At 64.4% G+C, this 24,133-nt stretch carries 19 protein-coding genes and 1 pseudogene; 14 read left to right on the forward strand and 6 right to left on the reverse strand.

What is annotated here, in order from left to right; all coding sequences use genetic code 11:
- Window positions 1-8 precede the first annotated feature (8 nt).
- Window positions 9-137, reverse strand: a complete 129-nt coding sequence (locus AC1ME3_RS14170) for a hypothetical protein (protein ID WP_480953645.1) — start codon at window positions 135-137, stop codon at window positions 9-11.
- 20 nt (window positions 138-157) lie between these two features.
- A complete protein-coding gene (locus AC1ME3_RS14175) occupies window positions 158-1,066 on the reverse strand; it encodes a LysR family transcriptional regulator (protein ID WP_480953646.1) in 909 nt (302 codons plus the stop codon).
- Window positions 1,067-1,172: 106 nt separating this feature from the next.
- Here AC1ME3_RS14175 and AC1ME3_RS14180 point away from each other — a divergent pair, with 106 nt between their 5' ends.
- From AC1ME3_RS14180 to AC1ME3_RS14200, 5 genes are all read left to right on the forward strand, one after another.
- The gene (locus AC1ME3_RS14180) at window positions 1,173-2,381 is read left to right on the forward strand and encodes an MFS transporter (RefSeq protein WP_480953647.1); all 1,209 of its coding nucleotides are present in this window, start codon (window positions 1,173-1,175) and stop codon (window positions 2,379-2,381) included.
- Complete coding sequence (locus tag AC1ME3_RS14185; protein ID WP_480953648.1) at window positions 2,378-3,358, forward strand: TIGR03571 family LLM class oxidoreductase; 981 nt, start codon at window positions 2,378-2,380, stop codon at window positions 3,356-3,358. The genes AC1ME3_RS14180 and AC1ME3_RS14185 overlap by 4 nt, the downstream gene beginning before the upstream one ends.
- A 64-nt stretch (window positions 3,359-3,422) precedes the next feature.
- Entirely contained in the window at window positions 3,423-4,337 is a 915-nt protein-coding gene (locus AC1ME3_RS14190; RefSeq protein ID WP_480953649.1) for an EthD domain-containing protein, read from the forward strand.
- Between the two features lie 416 nt (window positions 4,338-4,753).
- Window positions 4,754-5,173, forward strand: coding sequence for a hypothetical protein (locus AC1ME3_RS14195; protein WP_480953650.1), 420 nt, complete (start codon window positions 4,754-4,756; stop codon window positions 5,171-5,173).
- An 81-nt stretch (window positions 5,174-5,254) separates the two neighbouring features.
- Window positions 5,255-7,306, forward strand: coding sequence for a TonB-dependent receptor (locus AC1ME3_RS14200; RefSeq protein ID WP_480953651.1), 2,052 nt, complete (start codon window positions 5,255-5,257; stop codon window positions 7,304-7,306).
- Between the two features lie 80 nt (window positions 7,307-7,386).
- Here AC1ME3_RS14200 and AC1ME3_RS14205 read toward each other — a convergent pair whose 3' ends face one another.
- From AC1ME3_RS14205 to AC1ME3_RS14215, 3 genes are all read right to left on the reverse strand, one after another.
- On the reverse strand, window positions 7,387-7,758 hold the full coding sequence (locus AC1ME3_RS14205; protein WP_480953652.1) for a lysozyme inhibitor LprI family protein: 372 nt from the start codon (window positions 7,756-7,758) through the stop codon (window positions 7,387-7,389).
- A gap of 95 nt (window positions 7,759-7,853) precedes the next feature.
- On the reverse strand, window positions 7,854-8,027 hold the full coding sequence (locus tag AC1ME3_RS14210) for a DUF5818 domain-containing protein (protein WP_480953653.1): 174 nt from the start codon (window positions 8,025-8,027) through the stop codon (window positions 7,854-7,856).
- A 206-nt stretch (window positions 8,028-8,233) separates the two neighbouring features.
- Entirely contained in the window at window positions 8,234-11,098 is a 2,865-nt protein-coding gene (locus tag AC1ME3_RS14215; protein ID WP_480953654.1) for a TonB-dependent receptor, read from the reverse strand.
- Window positions 11,099-11,521: 423 nt separating this feature from the next.
- Here AC1ME3_RS14215 and AC1ME3_RS14220 point away from each other — a divergent pair, with 423 nt between their 5' ends.
- Window positions 11,522-13,387 carry an NPCBM/NEW2 domain-containing protein gene (locus AC1ME3_RS14220; protein ID WP_480953655.1) on the forward strand — a complete coding sequence of 622 codons (1,866 nt, stop codon included), beginning with the start codon at window positions 11,522-11,524 and terminating at the stop codon, window positions 13,385-13,387.
- A gap of 89 nt (window positions 13,388-13,476) precedes the next feature.
- Window positions 13,477-14,256, forward strand: a complete 780-nt coding sequence (agaR, locus tag AC1ME3_RS14225; RefSeq protein WP_480953656.1) for a transcriptional repressor AgaR — start codon at window positions 13,477-13,479, stop codon at window positions 14,254-14,256.
- A 45-nt stretch (window positions 14,257-14,301) separates the two neighbouring features.
- Here the strand turns inward: agaR and AC1ME3_RS14230 are convergent, their stop codons facing one another.
- The gene (locus tag AC1ME3_RS14230; protein ID WP_480953657.1) at window positions 14,302-15,408 is read right to left on the reverse strand and encodes an amidohydrolase family protein; all 1,107 of its coding nucleotides are present in this window, start codon (window positions 15,406-15,408) and stop codon (window positions 14,302-14,304) included.
- A 217-nt stretch (window positions 15,409-15,625) separates the two neighbouring features.
- On the opposite strand from AC1ME3_RS14230, the gene AC1ME3_RS14235 reads away from it, so the two are divergent.
- The 7 genes and pseudogenes from AC1ME3_RS14235 to AC1ME3_RS14265 all read left to right on the forward strand — a co-directional run bounded on the left by AC1ME3_RS14235 (window position 15,626) and on the right by AC1ME3_RS14265 (window position 24,064).
- Complete coding sequence (locus AC1ME3_RS14235) at window positions 15,626-17,656, forward strand: glycoside hydrolase family 36 protein (protein WP_480953658.1); 2,031 nt, start codon at window positions 15,626-15,628, stop codon at window positions 17,654-17,656.
- The gene (locus tag AC1ME3_RS14240; protein WP_480953659.1) at window positions 17,653-18,561 is read left to right on the forward strand and encodes a DMT family transporter; all 909 of its coding nucleotides are present in this window, start codon (window positions 17,653-17,655) and stop codon (window positions 18,559-18,561) included. Before AC1ME3_RS14235 ends, AC1ME3_RS14240 begins: the two co-directional genes overlap by 4 nt.
- A gap of 81 nt (window positions 18,562-18,642) precedes the next feature.
- Window positions 18,643-19,926: a D-tagatose-bisphosphate aldolase, class II, non-catalytic subunit gene (locus tag AC1ME3_RS14245; protein WP_480953660.1), complete on the forward strand. Its 1,284-nt coding sequence runs from the start codon at window positions 18,643-18,645 to the stop codon at window positions 19,924-19,926.
- Entirely contained in the window at window positions 19,919-21,061 is a 1,143-nt protein-coding gene (locus tag AC1ME3_RS14250; protein ID WP_480953661.1) for an SIS domain-containing protein, read from the forward strand. The genes AC1ME3_RS14245 and AC1ME3_RS14250 overlap by 8 nt, the downstream gene beginning before the upstream one ends.
- Window positions 21,058-22,008, forward strand: coding sequence for an N-acetylglucosamine kinase (locus tag AC1ME3_RS14255; protein WP_480953662.1), 951 nt, complete (start codon window positions 21,058-21,060; stop codon window positions 22,006-22,008). The genes AC1ME3_RS14250 and AC1ME3_RS14255 overlap by 4 nt, the downstream gene beginning before the upstream one ends.
- A gap of 256 nt (window positions 22,009-22,264) precedes the next feature.
- Window positions 22,265-22,568, forward strand: a pseudogene (locus AC1ME3_RS14260) (chloride channel protein); the annotation flags it as partial.
- 164 nt (window positions 22,569-22,732) lie between these two features.
- A complete protein-coding gene (locus tag AC1ME3_RS14265) occupies window positions 22,733-24,064 on the forward strand; it encodes a DUF389 domain-containing protein (protein WP_480953663.1) in 1,332 nt (443 codons plus the stop codon).
- The last annotated feature ends 69 nt before the right edge of the window (window positions 24,065-24,133 follow it).

Genomic DNA, 24,133 nt, shown 5'->3' on the forward strand with positions numbered 1-24,133 from the left:
ATGGTTTGCTACATGCGTTCCGGCTTCGCCGCGGCAGGGCGGACTACCGCAGCCTGGATCGCATGCGCAGCAACGGACCGCAACGCGGGCATTGGTTCTCCGCCCGCGTTCTCGCCCGCGCCTGGCTGCCACGTCATCGACCGACCCGGCACCGTCCTCAGGCGATACGCAAGCCATCCGCCAGCGCCTCGACGAACGCAGCGACCTTCGGGTTGAGCTGACGACTCCTTGGCCAGACCAGGTTCAGCGGCAGGCCAGCAGTCGTTCGGTCGGGGAGGATCTCGACCAGCTCACCGCGGCGGAGTTCGTCGCGGACCAGCCATGTCGCCAGCTGTGCGATACCGAACCCGGCCCGGACCGCGCCGACCTGCGCCTCGGCGCTGCCCAGCGTCATGCGGCCGGCCATCGTTCGCTCCTCGACGATGCCGCCGTCGAAGCCGAAGCGCCAGACGATCGTGCTGCCGTCGCCGCGCCCGTACAGGATGCAGTCATGGTCGGCGAGCGCGTCGACCGATGCGGGCGTACCACGGCGTACGAGATAGTCCGGGGCGGCGCAGAGAACGAGGTGTTCATGACCCAGTGCGCGCCGTCCCAGGCCATTCCCACCGATGTCCGACGCGCTGATTCGTACGGCGACGTCGACGCCCTCCTCGATCACGTCCACGAACCGGTCGGTAAAGCTGATCTCCGGGCGCAGGTTCGGATGACGTCGGCAGAAGTCCAACAGCACCGGCATCACCTGGATCCGGCCGAACGCGACCGGCACGTTGATCTTCAACCGGCCGACGGGCTCGGTCGTATGAGCGGCAAGCACGGCCTCTGCATCGCCCAGCTCCGCCAGTACGCGCACGCAGGTCGAATAGAACGCCGCACCCTGGTCGGTCAGCGAAAGACGGCGCGTCGTGCGCTCGAACAACCGACTGCCAAGCCGTGCCTCGAGCCGTGCCACGCCCTTGCTGATCGCGGAACTGGTCAGGTTCAGGCGGTCCGCGGCGGCGGTGAAGCTGCCGGTATCGGCGGAGACGACAAACGCCTCAATGCCTTTCAGGCGTTCGGAGGGGATCATGGCTGCAGAGTATTGTGGAATTTTCGTCGCGACAATGCGGAATTAATCCCCCGAGCGTGAATTTCGATCGCTCTTATGTAGGCTTGCTTCAACAGGAGTTTCGCCGATGCCCGTTTCCGCCCAGCGCCCGCCCGCGACACCGAGCGGGGTCGCCGCGCCTGGCAATGGCTTGGCGGTCCTGCTTTTGGCAGTCTCCGCGTTCGTCATCGTCACGACCGAATTCATCATCGTCGGCCTGCTGCCCAGCCTGTCGCGTGATCTCGGGATCTCGATTTCGGCAGCCGGACAACTCGTCACGCTGTTCGCCTTTACGGTCATGCTGTTCGGACCGCTGCTGACCGCGATGCTGTCGCATTTCGAACGCAAGCGACTGTTCGTCGTCATCCTGCTGATCTTTGCGGCATCAAATGCACTGGCTGCTGCTGCGCCCGACATCTGGGTACTCGGGCTCGGGCGCTTCCTGCCCGCGCTCGCGCTGCCGGTGTTCTGGGGCACCGCCAGCGAAACCGCCGGTGAGCTTGCCGGGCCCGATAAGGCCGGCAAGGCGGTCGCCAACGTCTATCTGGGTATCTCCGGCGCGATGGTGTTCGGCATCCCGCTCGGCACGCTGGCGTCGACCGCGTTCGGCTGGCGCGGGACGTTCTGGGGCCTGTCCGGCCTTTCGCTGGTGATGGCGGTGCTGCTCCTCGCGGTCATGCCAACGCTCGCACGGCCGAAGCGCGTTCGTCTCGCGGACCAGGCGCGTATCCTCAAGGATCCGTTCTTCCTCGGCAATGTCGTGTTGTCGGTGGTCGTGTTCACCGCGATGTTCACCGCCTACACCTATCTCGCCGACACGCTGGAGCATGTCGCGCTGATCCCGGCAGGGCAGGTGGGTTGGTGGCTGATGGGCTTCGGGATCGTCGGTCTCGCGGGCAATTGGCTGGGCGGGTATTTCGTTGCACGCAATCCGCTGAACGTGACGCTCTTCGCGGTGTTGGTCCTTGCACTGGGTGTTGCCGCGACCACGCCGCTGGCACTTTACCATGGCTGGCTGATCGTCGCGCTGGCGGTCTGGGGCCTTGCCAACACCGCACTATACCCGATCTGCCAGGTTCGCGTGATGCAGTCGGCGACGCATGCGCAGGCGCTTGCCGGCACGCTCAACGTCTCGATGGCCAATGCGGGGATCGGCCTCGGCGCGGTGATCGGCGGCGCGGTCATCCAGCATTGGGGGCTTGCCACGATCGGCTATGTCGCCGCCTTCATCGCGCTGGTTGGCGCGGCGATGATCCCGTTCATCGCCCGCTTGCGAACGAAGAGCACGGACGCATGACCGCACAGCCTGCGATCGCAACCGACCTGGCGGCACACCCGGCATATGCACGGGTGTTCCAGCCGGGACAGTTGACGATCGGGTTCATCGCGCCCCTGGAGGGGTATCCCACCGCGCCGTGGCCGACGCTCGCGGGGCACGAGGAGATCGTCGCGCAGGTCGATGCTGCCGGGTTCGCCGCGATCTGGCTGCGCGACGTGCCGTTTTACGATCCGGGCTTTGGCGACGTCGGCCAGATCATCGACGCGATGGTGTATGCGGGTTGGCTTGCCGGCAAGACGCGCAACATCGCAATCGGCACCGCGGGTATCGTGCTCCCGTTGCGCGATCCGCTGGCGGTTGCCAAGCAGGCGACGAGCATCGACCAGCTGTCCGGGGGGCGCCTTCTGCTCGGCCTGTCCACGGGTGATCGTGCGTCCGAGTTCAAGGCGTTCGGCCGTGATATCGATGCGCGTACCGAGCGCTACCGTGACGCGCTGGCGATCATCAGGGCGGCAACCGAACGGGCCTTCGCGACGCATTGTTCGACGCAGCATGGCGAGCTCGACGGTTCGCTCGACCTGGTACCGAAACCGGTTGGCCCGCGAGTACCGATCCTGGCGATCGGTCGCGCCGGGCAGACGCTAGACTGGATCGCGGCGAACACCGACGGCTGGATCTGGCATCTGAGCGATCCCGCGCGGTTGCCTGACGTGCTCGCGCGGCGGCGGCAAGCGAGCGCGACTCAGGCATTCAAGCCGTACGGCTATGGCGCGATGTTCGATCTGCTCGCAGACCCGGCGGCACCGTTGCAGTTCGCACGGGGCGGCATCCGAAGCGGCCGCAACGCGCTGATCGAGATGTGGAAACGCCAGTGCGACGAAGGCGTGAACCACGTCGCGCTCAATCCCAAGCCGTTGCAGCGGCCGTTCGCCGAGGTGGCGGACGAACTTGCAACGCATGTCCTGCCGCATTTTCCGACGCCCGCGCCACGCTGAACCCTCCTGTCCTGAACATCGTCCGCGCTTCGACCGTTACCGATACTCACCCGAGGAACATCCCATGACCAAGATTTCCACGACCAACGACTATGCCGAGCGCGACGCCGGCATCGCGATCAATTCCTACACCACCGTATTACGTCGCCCCAGCGTCCCGCATGAGGTGTTCGCGACCTATTGGCGCGACGTCCACGGTCCGCTCTGTTCGCGCATTCCGGGGCTCGGCTGGTACGTCCAGAACCATTTCAACCGTGAGCAGGACGCGCATCTCTGGCCCGCGATCGAGGGCATCGCCGCGTTCGACGACTATCCCCTCGATGGCGGGGTGGAGATCGGCTTCGCGTCGGCGGCCGACCAGGACGCGTTCAATGAAGCATGTCCAATACTGTTCGCGGACGAACAGAACATGTTCGCGGCGACGATCGCCTATGCCTTGCCAACGGGCTCGACCACGTTCGTCGACCGGGTCGCGGACCCAATTCCGAACGAGGACGACGGGCTCGACCGCATCCATGTTCATTTCGGTGCCGGCAAAACCGACCCGACCGAGTTCGCGACGTTCATGCGTGCGTTCGCCGAGACGCTGGCCGGCGATCCGGCCGTGCTCAAGGTTCGCCTGCATCAGCCCGATCGATACGACAACGCCAACCCGGCACCGCCCGCGCCCAACGTCGGCCATGACGTCCCGCCCGAACGCACGCTCATGGCAATTCTTGAGCTGGCGTTTGAGACTCCGATGACGCGGCGCCAATTCTATGCATCGGACCTGTTCCAGGGCACGATCGAAGACCAGAAGGCGCATATCGGTCATGTATCCGCGTTCGCCGTTAGCGGGGTCTACACGTATGTCCGCGACAAGACGCTCACGACCGCCGGCCTGCGGGGCAGCCGTCCCGCGCAGTTGATCGAACGCCTCGGCGCTGCCAACCAGATTGCTCCGGACGTGAAGCGCTTGCTCTTCACCGGCGCGCTGTAGGGAAGGGGCCGCTGTTCGCCGGCGGGCACATGCGAACAGCTGCGCCGGTCTTGCACCAATCCGCAGACAAACGGTCGGACTGTATTGGACTACAGTCCGACCGCGCGACGCGCGCACTATCTTGCGCACAAACGTTCTTGCCTGAGTTGCAACCCGGTTAGCGCGCCCGCTGGAAGACGCGCGCCGTAAGCAGTATAGCCAGGGAACCAGATGAAAGCTGTGTGCCCGGTCCGGTGTCTACGCGCGACGGGAAACGGACACCTAAGCGTCCTGGCGATCCCGTGGTGAACACGGCCCCGTGAACCGGAGCAGGACGGAATGTCCGAGTGACACGCCCCTTCGCCACGGGTAACCGGTTTTGGGTGACCGCCGTTCGGCATCTGCTCGCGCAACGCCATCTTGCCATCCTAGTCTGCTTGGCTGCGCTTTTGTTAAAGCTGTTGGTGCCCACCGGGTACATGATTGACGGCGATCACGGTCACGTGGCGATCGTCTTCTGCTCGGGTACGACGCCCGCCAGGGTCGCGATGGACACGTCCGCGGCGATGAACGCGTCCGACATGCACGGCCCGGCTATGCACGGCCAGGCTATGCACGGCCAGGGTATGCACGGCGACATGGCCGACCACGACAGGTCGAAGGATCATAGCAAGGTCGATATGCCCTGCGCCTTTGCCGGGCTTTCGTCCGCCATGTTGGCCCCGATCGATCCGATCCAGATCGCTGGCCTGATTGCCTACGTCATGGCGATCGGACTGGTCGGCATTCTGCTCCATGCGCCGGTTCATCCGGCCTATCTCCGACCACCCTTGAGAGCGCCACCCGCACGTCTTTGATCGTGAATGGCGCGCCGGCTTTCCGGCGTGTCCGTGTTCAACGGTCGGCGTCCTGGACGCGGCCGGTCAAAGGTATCTTTCATGTTCAGATTCTACCTGCTGGCGGGGAGCGCCTTGCCTTGCGTCATGCTCGCCGTTCCCGCGTCCGGCCAGGACACTAATCCGCCTGCGTCGAGAGACATCGTCGTAACCGCCACCAGATCGGCCCGCGCGTTGGTCGACGTGCCGGCCAGCGTCGACGTCATAACGGCGGACCAGATCGCACGTACGCCAGCGCGAACGATCGACGACGTTTTGCGGCGCGTGCCCTCGGTCGATCTGCCGATCGCCGGTACGAACGAGCAGCACCCCACCAACACCATCGTCTCGATGCGGGGGCTGAGCGGCATCCGCTCGCTCGTCCTTCTCGACGGCGTGCCGATCAACGATCCGTTCTTCGGTTATGTTCAATGGAGCGAGGTACCGCTGGCGACGATCGACCGGGTGGAAGTGGTGCGCGGTGGTGGTGCGCCACTCTGGGGCAACTATGCGATGGGCGGCGTCATCAATATTCTGACCAGGTCGATCGACCGGACCGGCCTGGTCGCAGAGGCGGCCGGTGGTAGCCGCGGCACCTATCGCGCGAACGGTCACGCGGCGGTAGCTGGCAACGGCTACGGCTTGGGGCTCGACGCCGGCGTGAACCATAGCGACGGCTATATCGAGCAGGTGGAAAGTGCTCGCGGCGCCGCGACTGTGCCGACGTCGTTCACTGCCCGTACCGTCGCGTTGTCCGGAAACGTGGACCTGACGCCCAACCTCGGCGTTCGTGCGCGGGTCAGCCACTATGATAATGATCAGACCTTTCTGACGCGAGCCAATACCAACGACCAGCGGACCTGGCGCTATACGGGCACGGTGCATTGGGCGCCGCGTCAGGGTGGATCGGTAGACCTGACCGCGTTCCATAACGCGGAGCGGTTCGTCACCAACAACCCCGGCTCACCGTCCGGTGCCAACCCGAACGATGTCGAATTCGTGCAGAACAGCCATGCGACGCGCGCAAACGACTGGGGAGCGTCGCTGATCTGGACGCAGGCATTATCGGGGATCGTCCGATCGTTGTCGGCCGGTGCCGACTATCACGGCATCACGGGCAGCGACCGCGCGCGTGTCTTCGACGAGACTGGCGCGCAGGTCCGGCTCGACACGGGATCGGGCGCCCAGCGGTTTCTTGGTGGGTTCGCACAAGCGGAACTTCGACCACTTGAACAGCTCCAAGTGCTGTTGAGCGTGCGTTATCAGGATTTCTACAGCTTTAACGGTGTGGACGACACGCCGGGCGGGCTTGGACGCGCGGCGAACCGGCATGACAGCGACGTCGATCCGCGACTTTCGATCCGCTACGATCTCTCCGCGGGCTTAGCGTTGCGCGGCGCGATCTACCGGGCCTTCCGCGCGCCGACGCTGGACAACCTGTACCGCGGCGCGTCGGTCCCCGGGTACATTCTCTACGGCAACGCGGCGCTGCGGCCGGAAACACTCGAAGGCGCGGAGGCCGGCTTCGATATCGATCGCGGTACAGTCCGTTTCCAGGCGACCGCCTACACCAGCCGGATCTCCGATTTCCTGACGTACCGCTATCTCGATCCCGCGACGCTGCCCGCGGGATTCGACATCGGGGCCCGGCTGATCAACGCGGGCAGCGCACGCAGCCGCGGCGTGGAGGCGGAACTGAAGTGGCGACCGAACCAGAAACTCGCCACCACGCTAACCTACACCTTCGCGGATTCCATCGTCACCCGAAACCCGGAAGATCCCACCAGCATCGGCGTTCAGCAACCGGGCATTCCCAGGCATCGGGCAAGCGCGGGCCTGGACTGGACAGGCCCCCAAGGCATCACGGTAAGCCCGCGTCTCCGCTACCTGTCCCGTACCAACGGCGATCCCGACGCGATCTATCGGACCGATGCGCATTGGATTGCCGATCTTGGCGCCAGCCTGACGGTGCGGCGTGACGTTGAGGTGTTCGGCCAGATCGAGAACCTGTTCGACCGGAGGTATATCGGTACAAACGACGGCTTTACCGCGGCGCTTTACGGCAAGCCGTTTACCGCTGCCATCGGCATTCGCCTCAAGCTCGGCAGCCTATGAAGCGAATGGTACTGGTCCGGCGCGCCGGTCGACAGTCCGGCCGATGATGGCGGAAGCGACTTGGTTACAGTCGACGGTTTCTAGTCCGGCTGAGCACCCCGCGCGATTTGCCGAAGTTCCGCGGTTCTCGTTTTCGTCATATCGACCAGGCACGTGCCGCGTGACAGACGTTCGGCCGAGCCACCTCGGTACTCGTACCCGACCGAAAGGCAGTTCGCATCGCGGAACTTAATCCAGACTTCTTGCGCCGTACGCAACGCCTGCTGATAGCTTGGCCCCTGTTGGGCATCGGGCGCATTGGCGGCGTCATTGGCCTTCATCTGTCGCATCGTCGCGGCATATTGGGCATTCAACTGCGCGTCCGCGCGACGGAGCGTGTCTGGCCCGCCAGTCGCCGCCCCCGATTGGGGGCTGACTGCGGCAGAAAGAAGGAGGAGCGCAGTAATGACCATTATCCAGTCCTTTCGTGGCTATACGCGCACCATGTCATTGTAATCGTGAATATTTGCTGACGGCAACGCGCAATACCAGCCTCTAGGCGAGCCAGCTAGGCTGGGGCGACCCCGTCCGCGTTAACAAGGTCCGGGCCGACCATCGTACCTACGACGCGAACGCGCTTTTCCACTAGGTCGACCGGAGTGCGCTGCAGTTCCAGTTGGTAGCGGCCGCCGACATCCCGGCGCAGATAAAAGGCGCCGCCATCGCGGATCAGGGTGCCCAACTCGTTGATCCGAGTACCAATCGCTACCATTGCTCCGCCGTCATTCCATCAACATCGTGCCAAGTGTCACCTATCAGACGGAGCCGGAAACGTCACCGCACACGTACCGGCAATCACTGCCGGACTGGAGAGCCGCGCCTGCGCACCGTTTTGCTGGCGGGTTCCTCCCCCTTGGCAGGCTGATCAGGTGACAACCTTGGCGAACGTTAGATTCGGGCGCGGAACCCAAAGAAGAATGCGCGACCGGTATATTCGTAGAAGGCGGGAACATTGCTGTACGTCGAGAAGCGCTTCGTGGCAGAGTCCAACAGATTCGAGCCTTGGGCATAGACGGTGACCTGCGGCAGAATGTCGTAGGATACGCTCGCCGCTAGTTCGTGATACGGCCTCTGCTTGATCGCGAGGCTGTCGATGTAGCTGTATTGCGACGACACGAACTTCGACTGGTACTGGTACGACACCGAGGCATTGATGCCGTGCTTCTCGTAGAACAGCTTGGCATTGGCCGAAAACGGTACGGCATCTTCCAGATCGGTGGTCGGGCGCCCCTCACGTTCTGCGCGGGAATGGTTGTAGGTTGCGTTGGCCTGCACGCCGAGACCGTTGTCGAGGAAGTATTGCCCGCCAACCTCGATCCCGTAGACCTTGGCGCTGTCACCGTTGACATAGGTCAATTCGGTGAACGGGAAGCTCGCAGGTGCCCCTGCAACCTGGTCCGTCGGTACCAGCGTGAACGGCACCGCCTGCGTGGTGACGAAATTGGTCAGGTGTTTGTAGAAGGCGGCAACGGTGAATGCGAGACGGTTGCTCGGATAATATTCGAGCGACACGTCCGCCTGATCGGCGGATACCGGTTGCAGGTTGGGATTTCCGGCATCGGTGACCACCGGCGTGTTCGACTGGGCTGCCGAATAGTCCTTGGCCGAGGACAGCTGTCCGAAGGTCGGCCGCGAGATCGCCTGCGACGCGGCGAGGCGGATCCTGAGCCCATCTGCGAGATCGTACGCAAAGTTTGCCGAAGGGAGGAGGCGCGAATAGTCGCCGCCGCCGAGGATCGGCTGGATCGGGTTGAAGACGACATTGGCCGTACCAACGCCGATGACCTGGTAGCTGCGCACCGATGCGCCATAGCCGAGCGAGTCGACGCTGGAGTTCACGTACCGCAGGCCGAAGTCGCCCCGCCAGCGGGTGCCTTCCACGTTGAACTGGAAGTACGCGTTCCAGGTTCGCTCCTTGATCGCATAGGATGCGAGCAGATCGGGGACGACTTGCTGGTTCGAATAACCGGTCGGGTAGGGTAGCCCGGTCGCGGGATTGAGAACGTTGGGATTGTTCTCCGACTTGGACAATGCCGCCAGATAGGTGTCGATGTCGAACGACGGGATACTGCGTGGAAAGTTACCCGTTAGGTTTGGCAGGATGTTCGAGACCTGCCCCTCGCGTACGACATCCGCACCGATCGCGGCGAACGAGAATGGGTAGCCAGCAAAGTTCTCGGCAGTGGTGTACTGGTTGTCGATGACGTCGACGGTCTTCTTGCGATCGAGGTAGGCGCCGCCGAAGGAGAACGACTTCATCGTGCCGTTATCCACTTCGTAGACCATATCGAGCTTGGCCTGGGTGCTCTTGTCCGCGATGTTCTGGCCCTGGATGCCGATGTAATGCGCTCGAAGGTCAGCGTTGCCAGCATCGTCCAGCGGACGGTTGGTCAGCGTGCCGTTCGCGTTCGGGATCGTCAGCTGCAGATCGGGCAGGCCGCCATTGCGGGTCGATACGACCGCCTGCGATCCGGGGATGCCCGCGACGACGAACCGGTTCTGGCCGCCGGTGTTGTTGGTTGCCTTGCCGAACGAGGCGTCGGCGGCAACCTTGAGGTTGTCGAACGGCTTCCAGTCGATGTGCCCGCCATATTGATAGGTGATCGAATGACGCGGTTCGGTCGTCGCCAACACGTCGATCGTCGCGGGATTGACGGTGTAGTTGGTCACGACCTTGTTGCTGTCGACCTTGACGTTGTCGAGGTCCCACCGGACGCTGCCATCGTCGGCCAGCGGCGACAGGCCGACCGACACGCGGTGGTTTTGCTGGTTGTCCGTATAATTGCTGTAGATGCCGTCGATGCGCAGTTCGAAGCGGTCTGACGGCTTCCACTGATAGGCCGAGGACCCGCCCCAGCGCTCGCGTTCCCCCAACACATAGCCGACACTGTAGAAATATGGGACGATGACGCCGCCACTGGGCACGTTGACGATGCTGCGCTGCCCATTGGCGGCGGTGGCGATGTCGAACGTGTCGGTGCTGGAGTATTCACCGAGATTGTCGGTACGGAACTTGTACTTGTTGTAGGTACCCGACACGAGCAGGCCCATCGTGTCGTTGGCAAACGTCGTGCTGACGACGCCCGATGCCTTGATGCCGCCCTTTTCCGCGAACTCGTTATATTGGCCCTCGACCGATCCGGCGGCGTGGAAGCCCTTGTGATCGAACGGTCGTGCGGTCCGCAGGTCGACGTTGCCGCCAATGCTGCCCTCCAGCTGCGACGCCTGTGCCGCCTTCTGGATTTCCGCGCCCGAAATCGCCTCGGACGGCAGGACGTCGAACGCGAACGAGCGATCCGGGCCATCGGTCGGCAAGATGCGCCCGTTCAGCGTCGTCAGGGCGAAGCTTTCGCCGAGACCACGGACGGTGATGCTGCGGCCCTCGCCGCGACCGTCGCGGCCGACCGTCACACCCGGTATGTTCGACAACGCTTCGGCCACGTTGCGGTTCGGGAACTTGCCCAGCTCCTCTGCGGAAATCGCATCGACGATAGTCGAGGCATCGCGCTTGGTATCGACGGACCGGAGCAGACTGCCGCGAACGCCGCGGACGACGATCTCTTCTCCGACGGACTGGTCGGTGACCTCGGCTGGATCGCCACTCTGGCCGGGGCCGGACTGGATGGTCGACCCAGCGTTGGGCTGATCGGTCGGCGAGACGGCAGTCTGCGCCGCCGCCTGGGAGGCGATCAGAAGCGCCGTCAGGCTGACCCCAGCGCGTACGGCGTTATGCCATCGATTTGCACCGACCATGTGTCGTTCCTCCCTGAGAGACTTGCCGGCTGCAGAGTAGCTTTCGGCGATCACTTTGTTGCGCTTTGCTAACGCACCCGCATTTCCAGTGTCAAACGCTTTGAAACGAAACTATCATATAATTACGCTAAGCTGAGCTAGGCGTGATGAATTGGACACACTGGGCGGTATGGGCAATGGCCTTTGAATGCGCGACAGCAAGTTTGACGATCTGTGGAAGCTTTAACCAGGTTGCTGTATATGTTTCGGTTAGCATCGTTTGATTGCGCTCGTCTTCTGGCTTGGCTACCGTGAGGCCGTTCCCCGGGTCTTGGGAGTCTTGAAAAGCTGCCGGGTCGCTTCGCTGCGAGCGATCACGCCGCTGTTCGGATGGTGAGATATGCCCGGGGCCGCCTTTGTGCTGAATTCTTATGGAGCTGCAGAATGCCGACTCAAAACGAGCGCCGGAATGCTGTGACGAGCCGGGTATTGCGTGCAGCCCTGATCGCCGCGATCGCGCTGCCGATCTCGGGCGCCGCCAACGCTCAAGCACATATCCCCCCGGCAGAGATCCGGAATGATCCGCTGGCGCCGAGCGGCCAGTTCTCGGTGTACCGCACGGCCGCCGCGCAGACGCCGCCGATGGGGTGGAACCCGTGGAACGCCTTCCATGCCGATGTCGACGAAGCCAAGGTGCGCGCCGTGGCGAAGGCGATGGTCGACAGCGGTCTGGCCGCCCGTGGCTACCGCTTCGTCAATATCGACGATGGCTGGGCCTTGCGACGTTTGGCCGATGGTCGTCTGAGGATCCGCGACAACACCTTTCCATCGTCCGCAACGCCGGGCAGCGATACCGGCTCGTTCAAGCCGTTCACCGACTACATCCACGGACTCGGGCTGAAGGCAGGGATCTACACCGACATCGGTCGGAATACCTGCATGCAGCGCTGGGACGCGGACACCCCGAACCTCCCGGTCGGTACGGTGACCGAGCGGCAGGTCGGCAGCTACGGCCATGCGGTTCAGGACATGCGGACAATCTTCGCCGACTGGCACTTCGACTATATCAAGGTCGATGCCTGCGGAGTCGCCGATTACACGCGCGCCGACCCTCCGGTGACGTCGGGGGCGTACGACACGTTCGCGCCGTTGATCATCCGCGGCAACATTCCCGCCTCGAATCCGCAAGCGGTCGAGGAACTCTATGCGGCCTTGGGCGAGGCGATCCAGCGCTGGGGTGGTGGCGATGCGACGTTGTCGATCTGCGCCTGGGGAGAAGCCCTGTCCGCTCTGTGGGGCGGGAAGCGGGGAAATCTGTACCGCACGAGTCCGGACATCGAATCCAACTGGAAGAGCATGGTGTCCAGTATCGACAGCGTGATCGACGGCGCTCTGTATGCCGGGCCGGGGCATTGGAACGATCCCGACATGCTGGAGATCGGCCATGGCGATTTCGACGCGGCGCATCTGACCGAGGCACGGTCGCACTTCACGATGTGGACGATCATGGCGTCGCCGCTGCTGCTCGGATACGATCTTCGCCAGTCTGTGCCCGCATTGTTCGACATCGTCGCCAACCCAGAGGCGATCGCGATCAACCAGGATTCGGCCGGCAACCAGGGCGTACCCTATCGGAGCGGCGATGCGATGGTCGTGGTGAAGACCTTGAGCGGAACCGGCGCGCGTGCGGTGGCGCTGTTCAACCGCGGAACCAGGCCGGTCGAGGCGAGCGTATCCTGGGCACAGCTGGGCTTTGCCGCGGGCAGCGCCGCCAAGGTGCGCGACGTCTGGGCACATGGCGACCGCGACGCGACCGACCGGATCAGCGTGACATTGCCTGCGCACGGCTCGGTCCTCCTCCGCCTGCAAGGAACACCGTCGGACGCCGACGCGACCTTCCTTGCCGACATTCCCGGTCGGGTGAACGTTGCCGTCGATGGCCTGACACAGGCAACCGCATTGCCGATGGGACAGTTTCCGGCGCGCATCGGTGCAGCGCCCGACGGCAGGAGACTCGAGACCAACGGGATCGGCGCCTTTGCCAATTCACGACTCGAAGTGCGTGCCGACGGGGCGTTTCATCGCTTCCTCACCGCGCCGACCGTGCTGAGTGGCGGGCAGTCGGTTCGCTTCCGGGTCTATGCCGATCGCAAGCTGGTGGGCGAGGTCAGTGGATCACCGACGCGGGCCGCACCGCCGATCGATGTCGACATCGGGTCCGCCAGGATCGTGGAACTGGTGGCCGTGACGGATGCCGGGAAGGCGCGACCACCGATGATCGCCTGGGGCAATGCGCGGTTGATGCGCTGAGCGTGCATGGGGAACGAAACGAAACACGGCATCTGTGCGATTGATGCGCGGTAGTTGCGCTGATACCGATCTACCGGCGCGATAGAGGAATGACGATGGTCCGGGACACCAGTGAACGACGGCTGAAGATCAGCACGCTGGTGCGCGAGCGCGGCAGCGTTCAGGTCGCGCCGCTGGCCGAAAACTTCGGCGTGTCGATGCAAACGATCCGCAAGGACCTCCGATTTCTCGCCACGCGCGGCGTCATGGAGCGATCGTACGGCGGGGCGATCAGCGCAGACGCGGTGAACGTCACGGCCGAGGCGCCGGTCGAGGTCAAGCGATCGAGCCATGCCGACGAAAAGGTGCGGATCGGCATGGCGGCCGCTGCGATGGTATCGTCCGGCGAGTCGATCGTGCTCGATTCCGGCACCACGACATTGCAGATCGCGCGCTTCCTGCCCGATGACGAGGACATCACCGTCCTCACCAACGATCTCGATATCCTCTCGGTACTTGCGACCAAGGAGCGCCTCAACATCGTCATGCTGGGCGGCATGCTCCGCCGCAAGAACCGTGCATTCTACGGTGCGCAGACGGTGGCGGCGATCGAGAATTTGCGCGTCGACAAGCTGTTTCTAGGCGTCGACGGCTTCGATATCGAATGCGGGATCACGACGCATTACGAACCGGAAGCGATGCTCAACCGCAAAATGGTCGAAGCGGCGCGCGAGGTGATCGCCGTAACGGATGCGTCCAAGTTCGGCAGGGTCTGCCTTCACCGGATCGTCGCGGTGGAAAATATTCACTATCTCGTCACGTCCGCCGCCGTTCCCGAGGACATCCGTTCCGCCTCGCAACGGCTGGGCTTTCGCATCGACGAGGCTTGACCGCCCTCAAGCCGGTCGGTCACGTCCGGCTTGGGGGGGGGCAATTCAGGCCTTCAGTTTGAAGAAGCGGCGCGCGTTGGCATAATAGATCTTGCCGATGACGGCGCGCGGCAAGGCGAGGCCGGGCGCGTCGGTCTTGATCGCGGCGATCGGCTGTGACAGCGGCGTAGCGAGATAGCGCCAGTCCGACCGCCACGCATCATCGGCTTCCTTGGAGAAATTGCCGGTCGTCGGCGGGTTCTGCGCCCGCGCCTTCGGGTCTGCCGGGCTGTCGGTCAGGTCGGTGCCGTACATCAGCCGATCCTGGTACCTGATGAAAAAGTCGCGGACCTTGGCGTGGTTGGCGTTCGACTGCACCTGAACCTGGCTCATCCGCGCGGCGAGATCGACCACCGCGTTGGGGTGACGATCGAGGAATGTCGCCAGTTCGTCGATGCTCCATTCCAGGCTTGCCATGTGCGCACCGTCGAAGGCGAGCTTGGGATGGCGCGCCACGAACCGGTCGCGCACCGCCATCAGCCGCTCGTAGCTCGGCTCCTCGGGATGCTTGAACATGTAATATTCGGGATGTTCGCTGAAATAGCTGCGATCATTATCCGTCGTCATCTGGTCAAGCGGCAGCCAGCAATTCTTGGGCTCGCCCTGGTGCGCGATCAGCGGCACGCCGTGTGCCTGGATATGCGCCATGATCGGATCGAAGCGGGGATCGTCGAGAAAGACCCGCTTGCCGGCTGAGTCCTTGGCGATCATGCCGATGTTCTTCCACACCTTCACCGCCACGGCACCGCGCTTGAAGCCCGCATCGACCGCCTGCTGGGCCGTAGCGGTCCACCCCTTGGTGCCGAAACCGTCCATCGAGAAGGTCGTCGCGAAGTGGAAATGCCGGGGGTCGGCGTCGTGCATCTTGTAGGCGATCGCCGCCTGCTGCGCGAGCGGGGGGAAGTCGGGATAGTCGACGTTGATCGACAGAAGTTCGAACCCGTCCTTGCGCGCGATCGTCAGGAAGTCATTGCTGTCGCGGTTGGCGTGGACATGCGCATCGAGCTTGGCGACCCGCGCGAAGTCGGCCTCGCTGTACGTGTCGGCGGCAGGCGCCGCGCCGATCAGCGCAATGGCCGCGGTCGCGGCGAACAGGGCGGGAATGAAGCGCATCGCTATCTCCAAAGGAAACGTAACGAAATAACCTTATGTTGCGTTTTGATTTGCGCAAGTGATAACGATCGGGCACATTCAGTCCCAGGCCGCTCTCCGTCATGAAGCGACCGGGTTTGCGAGAGGCCTTATAGTGTCGAACTCCCTTGTTTCTCGTAGGCGCGTCCTTGCGCAGTTATCCGGCGGCGTAGCTACGCTACTCGCTGCGGCTCCATTGGTGGCGCGAGTAGCGGTGAAGAGTGCGCCGGGTGTGCGGCTTACCGACAATGTGCTCACCATCGAGTTCGACGCCGGGCTCCATTCCCGGATTTCGCGCGGCGACACCGTCCTGACGGCAATGGAGCCGAGCGAGTCGATCCGTCTCGAGGGTCGTGGTCTCAACGGCCAACGCGTGGTCGACCGCTTCCTGCTGATCGACCAGGCGCGCGAAGCGGTGTCCGGCCCACATGGGGCAGGGCATGTCCACCGCCTCCGCGGGACAGCGGCGGGCGGCATAGAGAAGCGGGTGTCGGTGACGTTCCTGGACCGGTATCCAGGGCTCGCCTTGCTGGATGTCCAGTACCGCAACGTCGGGGCGGCGCCGCTGGCGGTCGCCGGCTGGCAGGCGGCAACGCACGATCTGCTGCCGCATCCCGACGGTGCATGGAGCTTCTCGGGCGCCTCTTATCCCGATCGGCGGGATTGGGTGCAGCGGGTGTTGCCGGGGTTCGGCCAACGCAATTTCATGGGAATGAACGCGTCCGATTACGGCGGCGGTACGCCGGTGGCGGTGGTATGGCGCCGCGATGTCGGGCTCGCTGTGGGCCATATCGACGCCGTGCCGCGCCTCGTCTCGCTGCCCGTCGCAGGGCAGCCGACCGGCACGCGGATCGCGATCGCCGGCGACGAGCCGGTATTGCTCGCGGCGGGTGCGTCGCTCGATCTGCCGCCGGTGTTCGTGATGGTGCACGACGGCGACCATTTTCGCCCGCTCGAAGCGTACCGCCGGCTCATGGCGGAGCGCGGGGTGGCTGCTCCCGTTATCCCAGAGCCTAGCTATGCGCCGGTCTGGTGCGCGTGGGGCTATGGCCGCGATTTCACCACCGACGAGGTGCTGACCGCGATGGGCAAGGCCAAGTCGATCGGTCTCGAATGGATGGTGATGGACGATGGCTGGCAGACGTCGGAAGGCGACTGGAAGCTCAACCGTACCAAGTTTCCCCGCGGCGATGCCGACATGAAAGCGTTCGTCGGCAAGATCAGGGCGGCGGGCATGCGCCCGCGGCTCTGGCTGGCGCCGCTCGCTGCCGATCCGGGCACGGACCTGTTGCGCGATCATCCCGACATGCTGTTGCTCGACCGCAACGGTGCGGCACAGAATGTAAGCTTCTGGGATGCCTTCACATTATGCCCTGCCTATCCGCCGGTGGTCGATCATTTCCGTGCCCAGGTCCGGCGCATTATCGGCGACTGGGGTTTCGAGGGACTAAAGCTCGACGGGCAGCATCTGAACGGCGTCGCCCCGTGCTACAATCCCGCGCACAACCATGCGCGTCCGGAGGAATCCTACGAGAAGCTGCAGGATTTCTGGAAGGCGCTGTATGACGAGGCGATGGCGATCAACCCGCAGGCGGTGATCGAGCTCTGCCCGTGCGGCGATGCGTTCGCGTTCCACAACATGCCGGGAATGAACCACACCCCGGCATCCGATCCGACGTCGTCGTGGCAGATCCGGCTGAAGGGCAAGACGTTCAAGGCGATGATGGGGCCGTCGGCACCGTTCGCCGGCGACCATGTCGAACTGAGCGACCGCCACGACGATTTCGCCACGCATTACGGGATCGGCGCGATCGTCTCGACCAAGTTCACCTGGCCGCACGATCCGGTCAACACCACCGATCCACTGCCCCCCGGTGGTATCGCGCTGACGCCCGAACGCGAGGTGCTGTGGCGCAAATGGATCGCGCTCTACCGTGCCAACATGCTGCCCAAGGGCGAGTATCTCGGTGGCCTGTACGATATCGGGTTCGACAAGCCGGAGGCGCACGCGATCCGCGTTGGCGGCCAGATGCACTATGCCTTCTATGCCGATACATGGTCGAGCAACGTTACCCTGCGCGGCCTGCCGCCGGGGCGGCATCGCCTGACGAACAGCTTTACCGGACAGTCCCTGGGCACCGTCAGCGGCCCGGTAGCCACGGTGCCGGCCAAGTTCGAGCATTTCCTGCTGATCGCCGCCACGCCCGTCCAGCAAAAGGTCGCCGCATGAGCACCAGCGTCACGCCGACCAGCCGCGCATGGTTATTCAATGCCATGACGACCGTCGTGCTGTGGGGAATATGGGGCGCCTTTTCAGGACTTTCCCCGCAGCACGGTTTCCCCGAGACGCTGGTATATTGCGTGTGGGCGCTAACCATGATCCCGCCCGCGTTGGTCGTGCTCGCACAAGCCAAGTGGAAGCTCGACGTCAATCCACGAGCGGTCGCCTACGGCGTCGCGGTCGGCGCGCTCGGGGCAGGGGGGCAGATGATGCTGTTCTACGCCGTGACCCGAGGGCCCGCCTATCTGATCTTTCCGGTCATCTCGCTGTCTCCCGTGCTGACGATCGTCCTGTCGTTCCTGTTCATGGGGGAGCGGACCGGGCGGCTCGGTGCGCTCGGCATTGTCCTGGCCCTGCTCGCGTTGCCAACCTTCGATTTCGCACCGGGCGGCGATGCCGCGGGTGGCAGCTGGTTGTGGATGGCACTGATCGTGATGGCCTGCTGGGGGTTGCAGGCGTATTTCATGAAGTCCGCCAACCGCATCATGTCGGGCGAGAGCATCTTCTTCTACATGACCGTGACCGGCCTCGCGCTGGTCCCCGTGGCCCTGTGGCTGACCGACTTCAGCCGGCCGATCAATCTGGGGCTCGATGGCCCGTTGCTGGCGGCGGGGATCCAGGTTCTCAATGCGATCGGCGCGCTGACGCTGGTGTTCGCGTTTCGCTACGGCAAGGCGATCATCGTCGCGCCGCTGACCAATGCCGGCGCGCCGCTCGCAACCGCGATCATATCGCTGGTGGCGCTTGGCGTGATGCCCGGTTCGATCAAGCTCGTCGGTATCGTCCTGGCGCTGACCGCCTCGCTGATGCTGGCGTTCGAACCCGATTCTACCGCCGAAACCAACGAAATCTAGTCAGACTAGTATCTTTCGTTTTGCTTCGATTCATTGCGTTAGCGTGTTTCGGCTGCTAGGTGGCGATCAAAGGAGAAGACCGTGCAGTTGATCGGAAACATCGTCGCGCGTCATAAGCAGGGTGAGCACATCGGCGTCACGTCGGTCTGCTCGGCGCATCCATTGGTCATCGAGGCGACCTTCGCCCATGCCCTGCGCCACGACACACCCGTCGTCTTGATCGAGGCTACCTCGAACCAGGTGAACCAGGACGGCGGCTATACCGGCATGGTACCGGCCGACTTCCGTCGTTTCGTCGAAGCGATCGCCGATCGCACCGGCTTCCCGCTCGATCGCCTGGCGCTGGGCGGGGATCATCTGGGCCCCAATGCCTGGACCAGCCTGCCCGCCGACGCGGCGATGGCGAAGGCGGAGATCATGATCGCGGACTATGTTCGTGCGGGCTTCTCGAAGATCCATCTCGATTGCTCGATGTCGTGCGCCGACGATCCATCGCCCTTGCCCGAGCGCCAGATCGCCGAACGCGCCGCGCGCCTGTGCCGTGTCGCGGAAGACGCCTACACCGGCGATGCCGCCGATGCGCCGGTGTACGTCATCGGCACCGAAGTGCCCGTACCGGGTGGCGCGGCCGAGGATCTCGAGACGCTCGCGCTGACCACGCCCGAGGCGGCGCTGGCGACACTGGACATGCACCGCGACCTGTTCGCCGAGCGCGGGCTGGAAGCGGCGTGGCGCCGCGTGATCGCGACCGTGGTCCAGCCCGGCGTCGAGTTCGATCACATGAAGGTCGTCGATTATCGGCCCGAGGCTGCGGTCGAACTCAGCGCGGCAATCGTGCCGGTCGATCATATCGTGTTCGAGGCGCATTCCACCGATTACCAGTCCGCCGCCGCGCTCGGCGCACTGGTACGCGACCATTTCGCGATCCTGAAGGTCGGCCCCGGCGTTACCTTCGCGCTGCGGGAGGCATTGTGGGCGCTCGACGCGATCGAACGCGAAACGGTGGAAGAGTCCGAGCGCGCCAACCTGCGCGACGTCACGCTCGCGCGCATGAAGGCTGAGCCGGCGAACTGGCGTAAATATTATCACGAGACCGGCAAGGCGCTCGATCTGCAGCTGCAATACAGTCTCAGCGATCGGATCCGCTATTATTGGCCGGATCCCGAGATCGCGGCGGCGCAGGCTCGACTGTTCGCTAACCTGCGGACACACGTGCCACCGCTGCCGTTGCTGAGCCAATATCTTCCCGTCGCCTATGCCGCCGTGCGCGCCGGCACCGCGACTCTCGACCCGATCGATCTGATCGTCGCGCAGATTGGCGCGACTCTCGATGCCTATCATGGAGCTTGCTACCGCGATGCTTGAAACCTTTGTTGCGCCCGACGATCATGCCTCCGACGAGGAGAGCTGGACCCGGCGCGAGATCCTCCAGCAACCCGCGACGCTGCGTGCGACGCAGGCCATGCTTGTGGCGACACGCGACGCGATCGATGCGTTCGTCGCGCCGTTGCTCGCGCAGAAGGATCTCCGGATCATGCTGTGCGGCGCCGGCACCTCGGCGTTCATCGGCGAATGCCTGGCGCCCTGGCTGACCGCGACGCTCGGCCGTCCGGTCGAGGCGGTTGCGACCACGGACATCGTCGGCGCACCGCATCTGTGGCTGGACGCTGCGCGGCCGACCTTGATGGTGTCGTTCGGTCGGTCGGGCAGCAGCCCCGAGAGCATCACGGCGGTCGACCTTGCGGATGCCCGGCTCGCGTCGGTCCACCATCTCGTCATCACCTGCAATGCCGAGGGCGCCTTGTCGCAGCGTACGGGCGCGAACGTGCACGTCGTGCAACTGCCCGAAGCGACGCATGATCGCGCCTTCGCGATGACCTCCAGCTTCACCGCGATGATGCTGGCCGCGTTGTCGATCTTCACCGGCATCGACTCGATGGACCAGCGGGTGGACGCGATCGGCGAGTCCGTTGCGGCCATCATCACGGAGGCGGACGGCGCGGTGGCAGCGCTTGCCGCGCGCGATTTCGACCGGGTGGTCTATCTCGGCAGCGGCGTGTTCCAGGGATTGGCGCGGGAAGCGGCGCTCAAGCTGCTCGAACTGACGGATGGCGCGATACCGACGGCGTTCGACTCCGCGCTGGGATTTCGTCACGGCCCCAAGACGATCGTGACCCCGCGCACGCTGGTGGTCGTGTTCGTGTCGAACGATCCGCTGACCCGGCTCTACGACCTCGACATCATCGAGGAATTGCGTGCCGACGGTCACGCCGGCGCCGTGCTCGCGATCACCGCACGGGACGATGCTGGCGAAACGTTGCGCGTGGCTGGCGCGACCGGCTTCGTCGATGCGGACCTGCTCTTCCCGTATATCGTTCCGGCGCAGCTGTTCGGGTTGCACTGCGCGCTTCGGCTCGGGCGTACGCCGGATCGGCCCAACGCCAGCGGTACCGTCAACCGCGTCGTCCAGGGCGTGCGCATCCACGCGCTCGCTGCATGACGCTCTTTCTCGGCGTCGATGGCGGTGGGACCAAGACCGAATTCGTCTGCATCGATGGCGACGGCGAGGTGGTCGCGCGCGCATTGACGGGCACGACCTACCATCTCCAGGTCGGGTTCGACGAGGCGGTCGCGCGGATCGCGCAGGGGGTCGGGGCGGTCTGCAGCCAGCTTACGGTATCCCCGGCCGACCTCGACTACGTCTTCCTCGGTCTGCCTGCTTACGGCGAGGATCCGGCAATCGATCCGCGATTGTCCGAGGCTTGCGGTCGCGTACTCGGCCATGATCGCTATCGATGCGACAATGACATGGTATGCGGCTGGGCAGGATCGCTCGCCTGCGCCGACGGGATCAACATCGTCGCTGGAACCGGATCGATCGGCTATGGCGAGCGGCAAGGGCGCACGGCGCGCGCTGGCGGCTGGGGCGAGATCTTCAGTGATGAAGGCTCGGCCTATTGGATCGCCATCCGGGGTCTCAACGCGTTTACCCGGATGAGTGACGGGCGTTTGGCCGATGGACCGCTGCGCCAGGCGTTTGTCGATGCGCTTGGCCTCTCGAACGACCTCGACCTCTGTGCGCACGTGATGGGGGAAAGCGGCCTGTCGCGCGATGGCATCGCAGCGCTCGCGCCCATCGTCGTCCGCGCGGCAGAAGCGGGCGACACGCATGCGGCCGCCATTCTCGAACTCGCGGGATCGGAGCTGGCGAACATCGCACACGCGCTACGCCGGCAACTGGCGTTCGAGGACAAGGAGGTGGTTCTCGTGTCCTGGTCGGGCGGAGTATTGACGAGGCAGGACGCGGTTCGCAACGCGATGCAGCGCCATTTGCAGAGCAAGGGATCCTACGAGCTTATCGCACCCCGTCATCAACCCGGGGTGGGGGCAGCGCTTTATGCGGCGTCGTTGTCGCGCTCGACGCACGTCCGCACATCGCAGTCTTAGGCGTGACGCCAAGCTAATTGTGCAAGACCCGCGCGCTACGGCCCCTGGGTCGAAGTGTCGTCTCCGGCCGAGTATATTGGCCTGGTTATTCAGCTTGGCTCTTCGCTGCGAATGCCAGCAGGGGGTGATCTAGCGGGCTGCGCGACCTAAAGAGGCATCATGGTTGGCATGATGAAGCGCCGTGTTCCGGTCAAGCGCTGGACGCCGTCACGGTACGGAGCGTTGCAGCGCGCGCGTGGAAACCCTGGCGTTAGCAGGCATCTTCGCGCCGTCGCGGGCGGCCGGCGCCGGCGCCCGCAATCTGCTGCGCGAGATATCCCAGCATGCCCGCCAGCGCGATCGTGATCCTGGGCATGATCGCCAATTTTGCGGGCGTCGTCCGCGTGCCGCCCACCGCGGTGATCATCCTGTCAAAAACGACCCCGAGCCGCGGCCTCATGTTGCCGATGTTCGCGACCGCCTTCATCGCCGATGCGGCAAGCCAGTGGGTGTGCCGCGATAAGCTGTACCATGGTCTGTCGAAGACCTTCGCCATGACGGAGACGACCCGATCCACCTGAACGCTACAAAATTCGTAACGCGTCCTCGGGCGTGGCTGGCCAAGGCGACTGAAGGCGTCGACCATGATGGTGTCCTGCGCCAGATCGCCGAGGAAGCGGGATGGTCGGGGCGCTATGCATTCCTGATCGTCATCTCGGCCGCGATCTCGCTGCTCGGGCTGCTGATGCCGTCGGTCGCGGTGCTGATCGGCGCCATGCTGCTGTCGCCGCTGATGATGCCGATCATCGGCCTGGGCTTTGGCATCGCGACGCTGGACTTCCACGAGATACGCCGCGCCGCGACCGCGTTGATCCTGGGGGCGGCCATTGCGGTCGCACTATCCGTCGTCCTGATCCTGTTGTCGCCGGTCCAGACGATCACCAGTGAAATTGCCGGGCGGACGCAGCCGACGCTATTCGACCTGCTCGTCGCATTGCTGTCGGCGATCGCCGGCGGCTACGCGCTCATCCGAGGGCGTGGGGGCACGGTCGTCGGCGTGGCGATCGCCATTGCCCTGATGCCGCCGCTGGTCGTGGTCGGGTTCGGCATCGCGACCTGGAACTGGGTCGTCTTCTCCGGCGCATTACTGCTGTTCCTGACCAATGCGATCACCATCGCGCTGACCGCCGCGCTCGTCGCACGCTGTTACGGCTTCGGCAGCCATCTCTCGCCGCACCATACCGGATGGCAACTCGTCCTGTTCGCGGTCGCGATCGGGGTCCTGTCGATCCCGCTCGGCGCTGGCCTGCGCCGGATCGCCTTCGAGGCAGTCGCACAGCGGCAGGTCCGCGATGCGCTCGGTCAGGATTTCCCACCCGGTGCCCGACTGAGCCAGGTCGAGATCGACCACGGGGCGAACCCGGTGCGCGTTCGGGCCGTCATGCTGACGCCGCGGATCGAACCGGGGGCGGATAGCAAACTCGCGGCGGACCTTCGCCAGCGACTGGCGCGACCGGTCGACGTCCACGTGGATCAAGTGCGCATCTCCCCTGAAACCGGCGCCGTCGAGGCGGCGCAGATCGCGCGGGCGGGCAATGGCGATGCGCTGCGATCGGCACGCGAACGCGATCGCGCGATTGCCGATGTCGCGCTGATCGCGGGAATCCCCGTGAGCTCGGTAAGCGTGGATGTGCCAACGCGGACGATCCGCGCCGTTGCCGCGCCGCTCACCGGTCTCGGCATCGCAGGCTATCGCGACCTGGAACGCCGAGCGGACGCCGCAGTCGCCGACTGGCACGTCGTGCTCACTCCGCCAGATGCCGTAGCCCTGCCGGACGTGACGATTGTCTCGGGCGTCATCGACGACCAAGCCCTAGGCGAGGCGGGATGGGCATCTGCACGACTTTCCCGAATGCTGGAGGTGCGGGGCGGTAGCCGGCGACAGCGCTTAGCCGTTGCCGAAGGTATCGTTGCGCGCGGCGGCCAGGCAAAAGCCGGCGGCGCGGGCGGTATCCTGCGCCTGACATGGTCGGTCGATATCAGGCCGCCTACTCCCGGGGCCACTGAACGCTCCTAGTCGAACACGATCCGCGGAAACACGAGGCAATCGTCGCCGACCTCTCGTCGCGTCCCACCGCCGGCAAAG

The sequence above is a fragment of the Sphingomonas sp. BL2 genome (assembly GCF_056680015.1).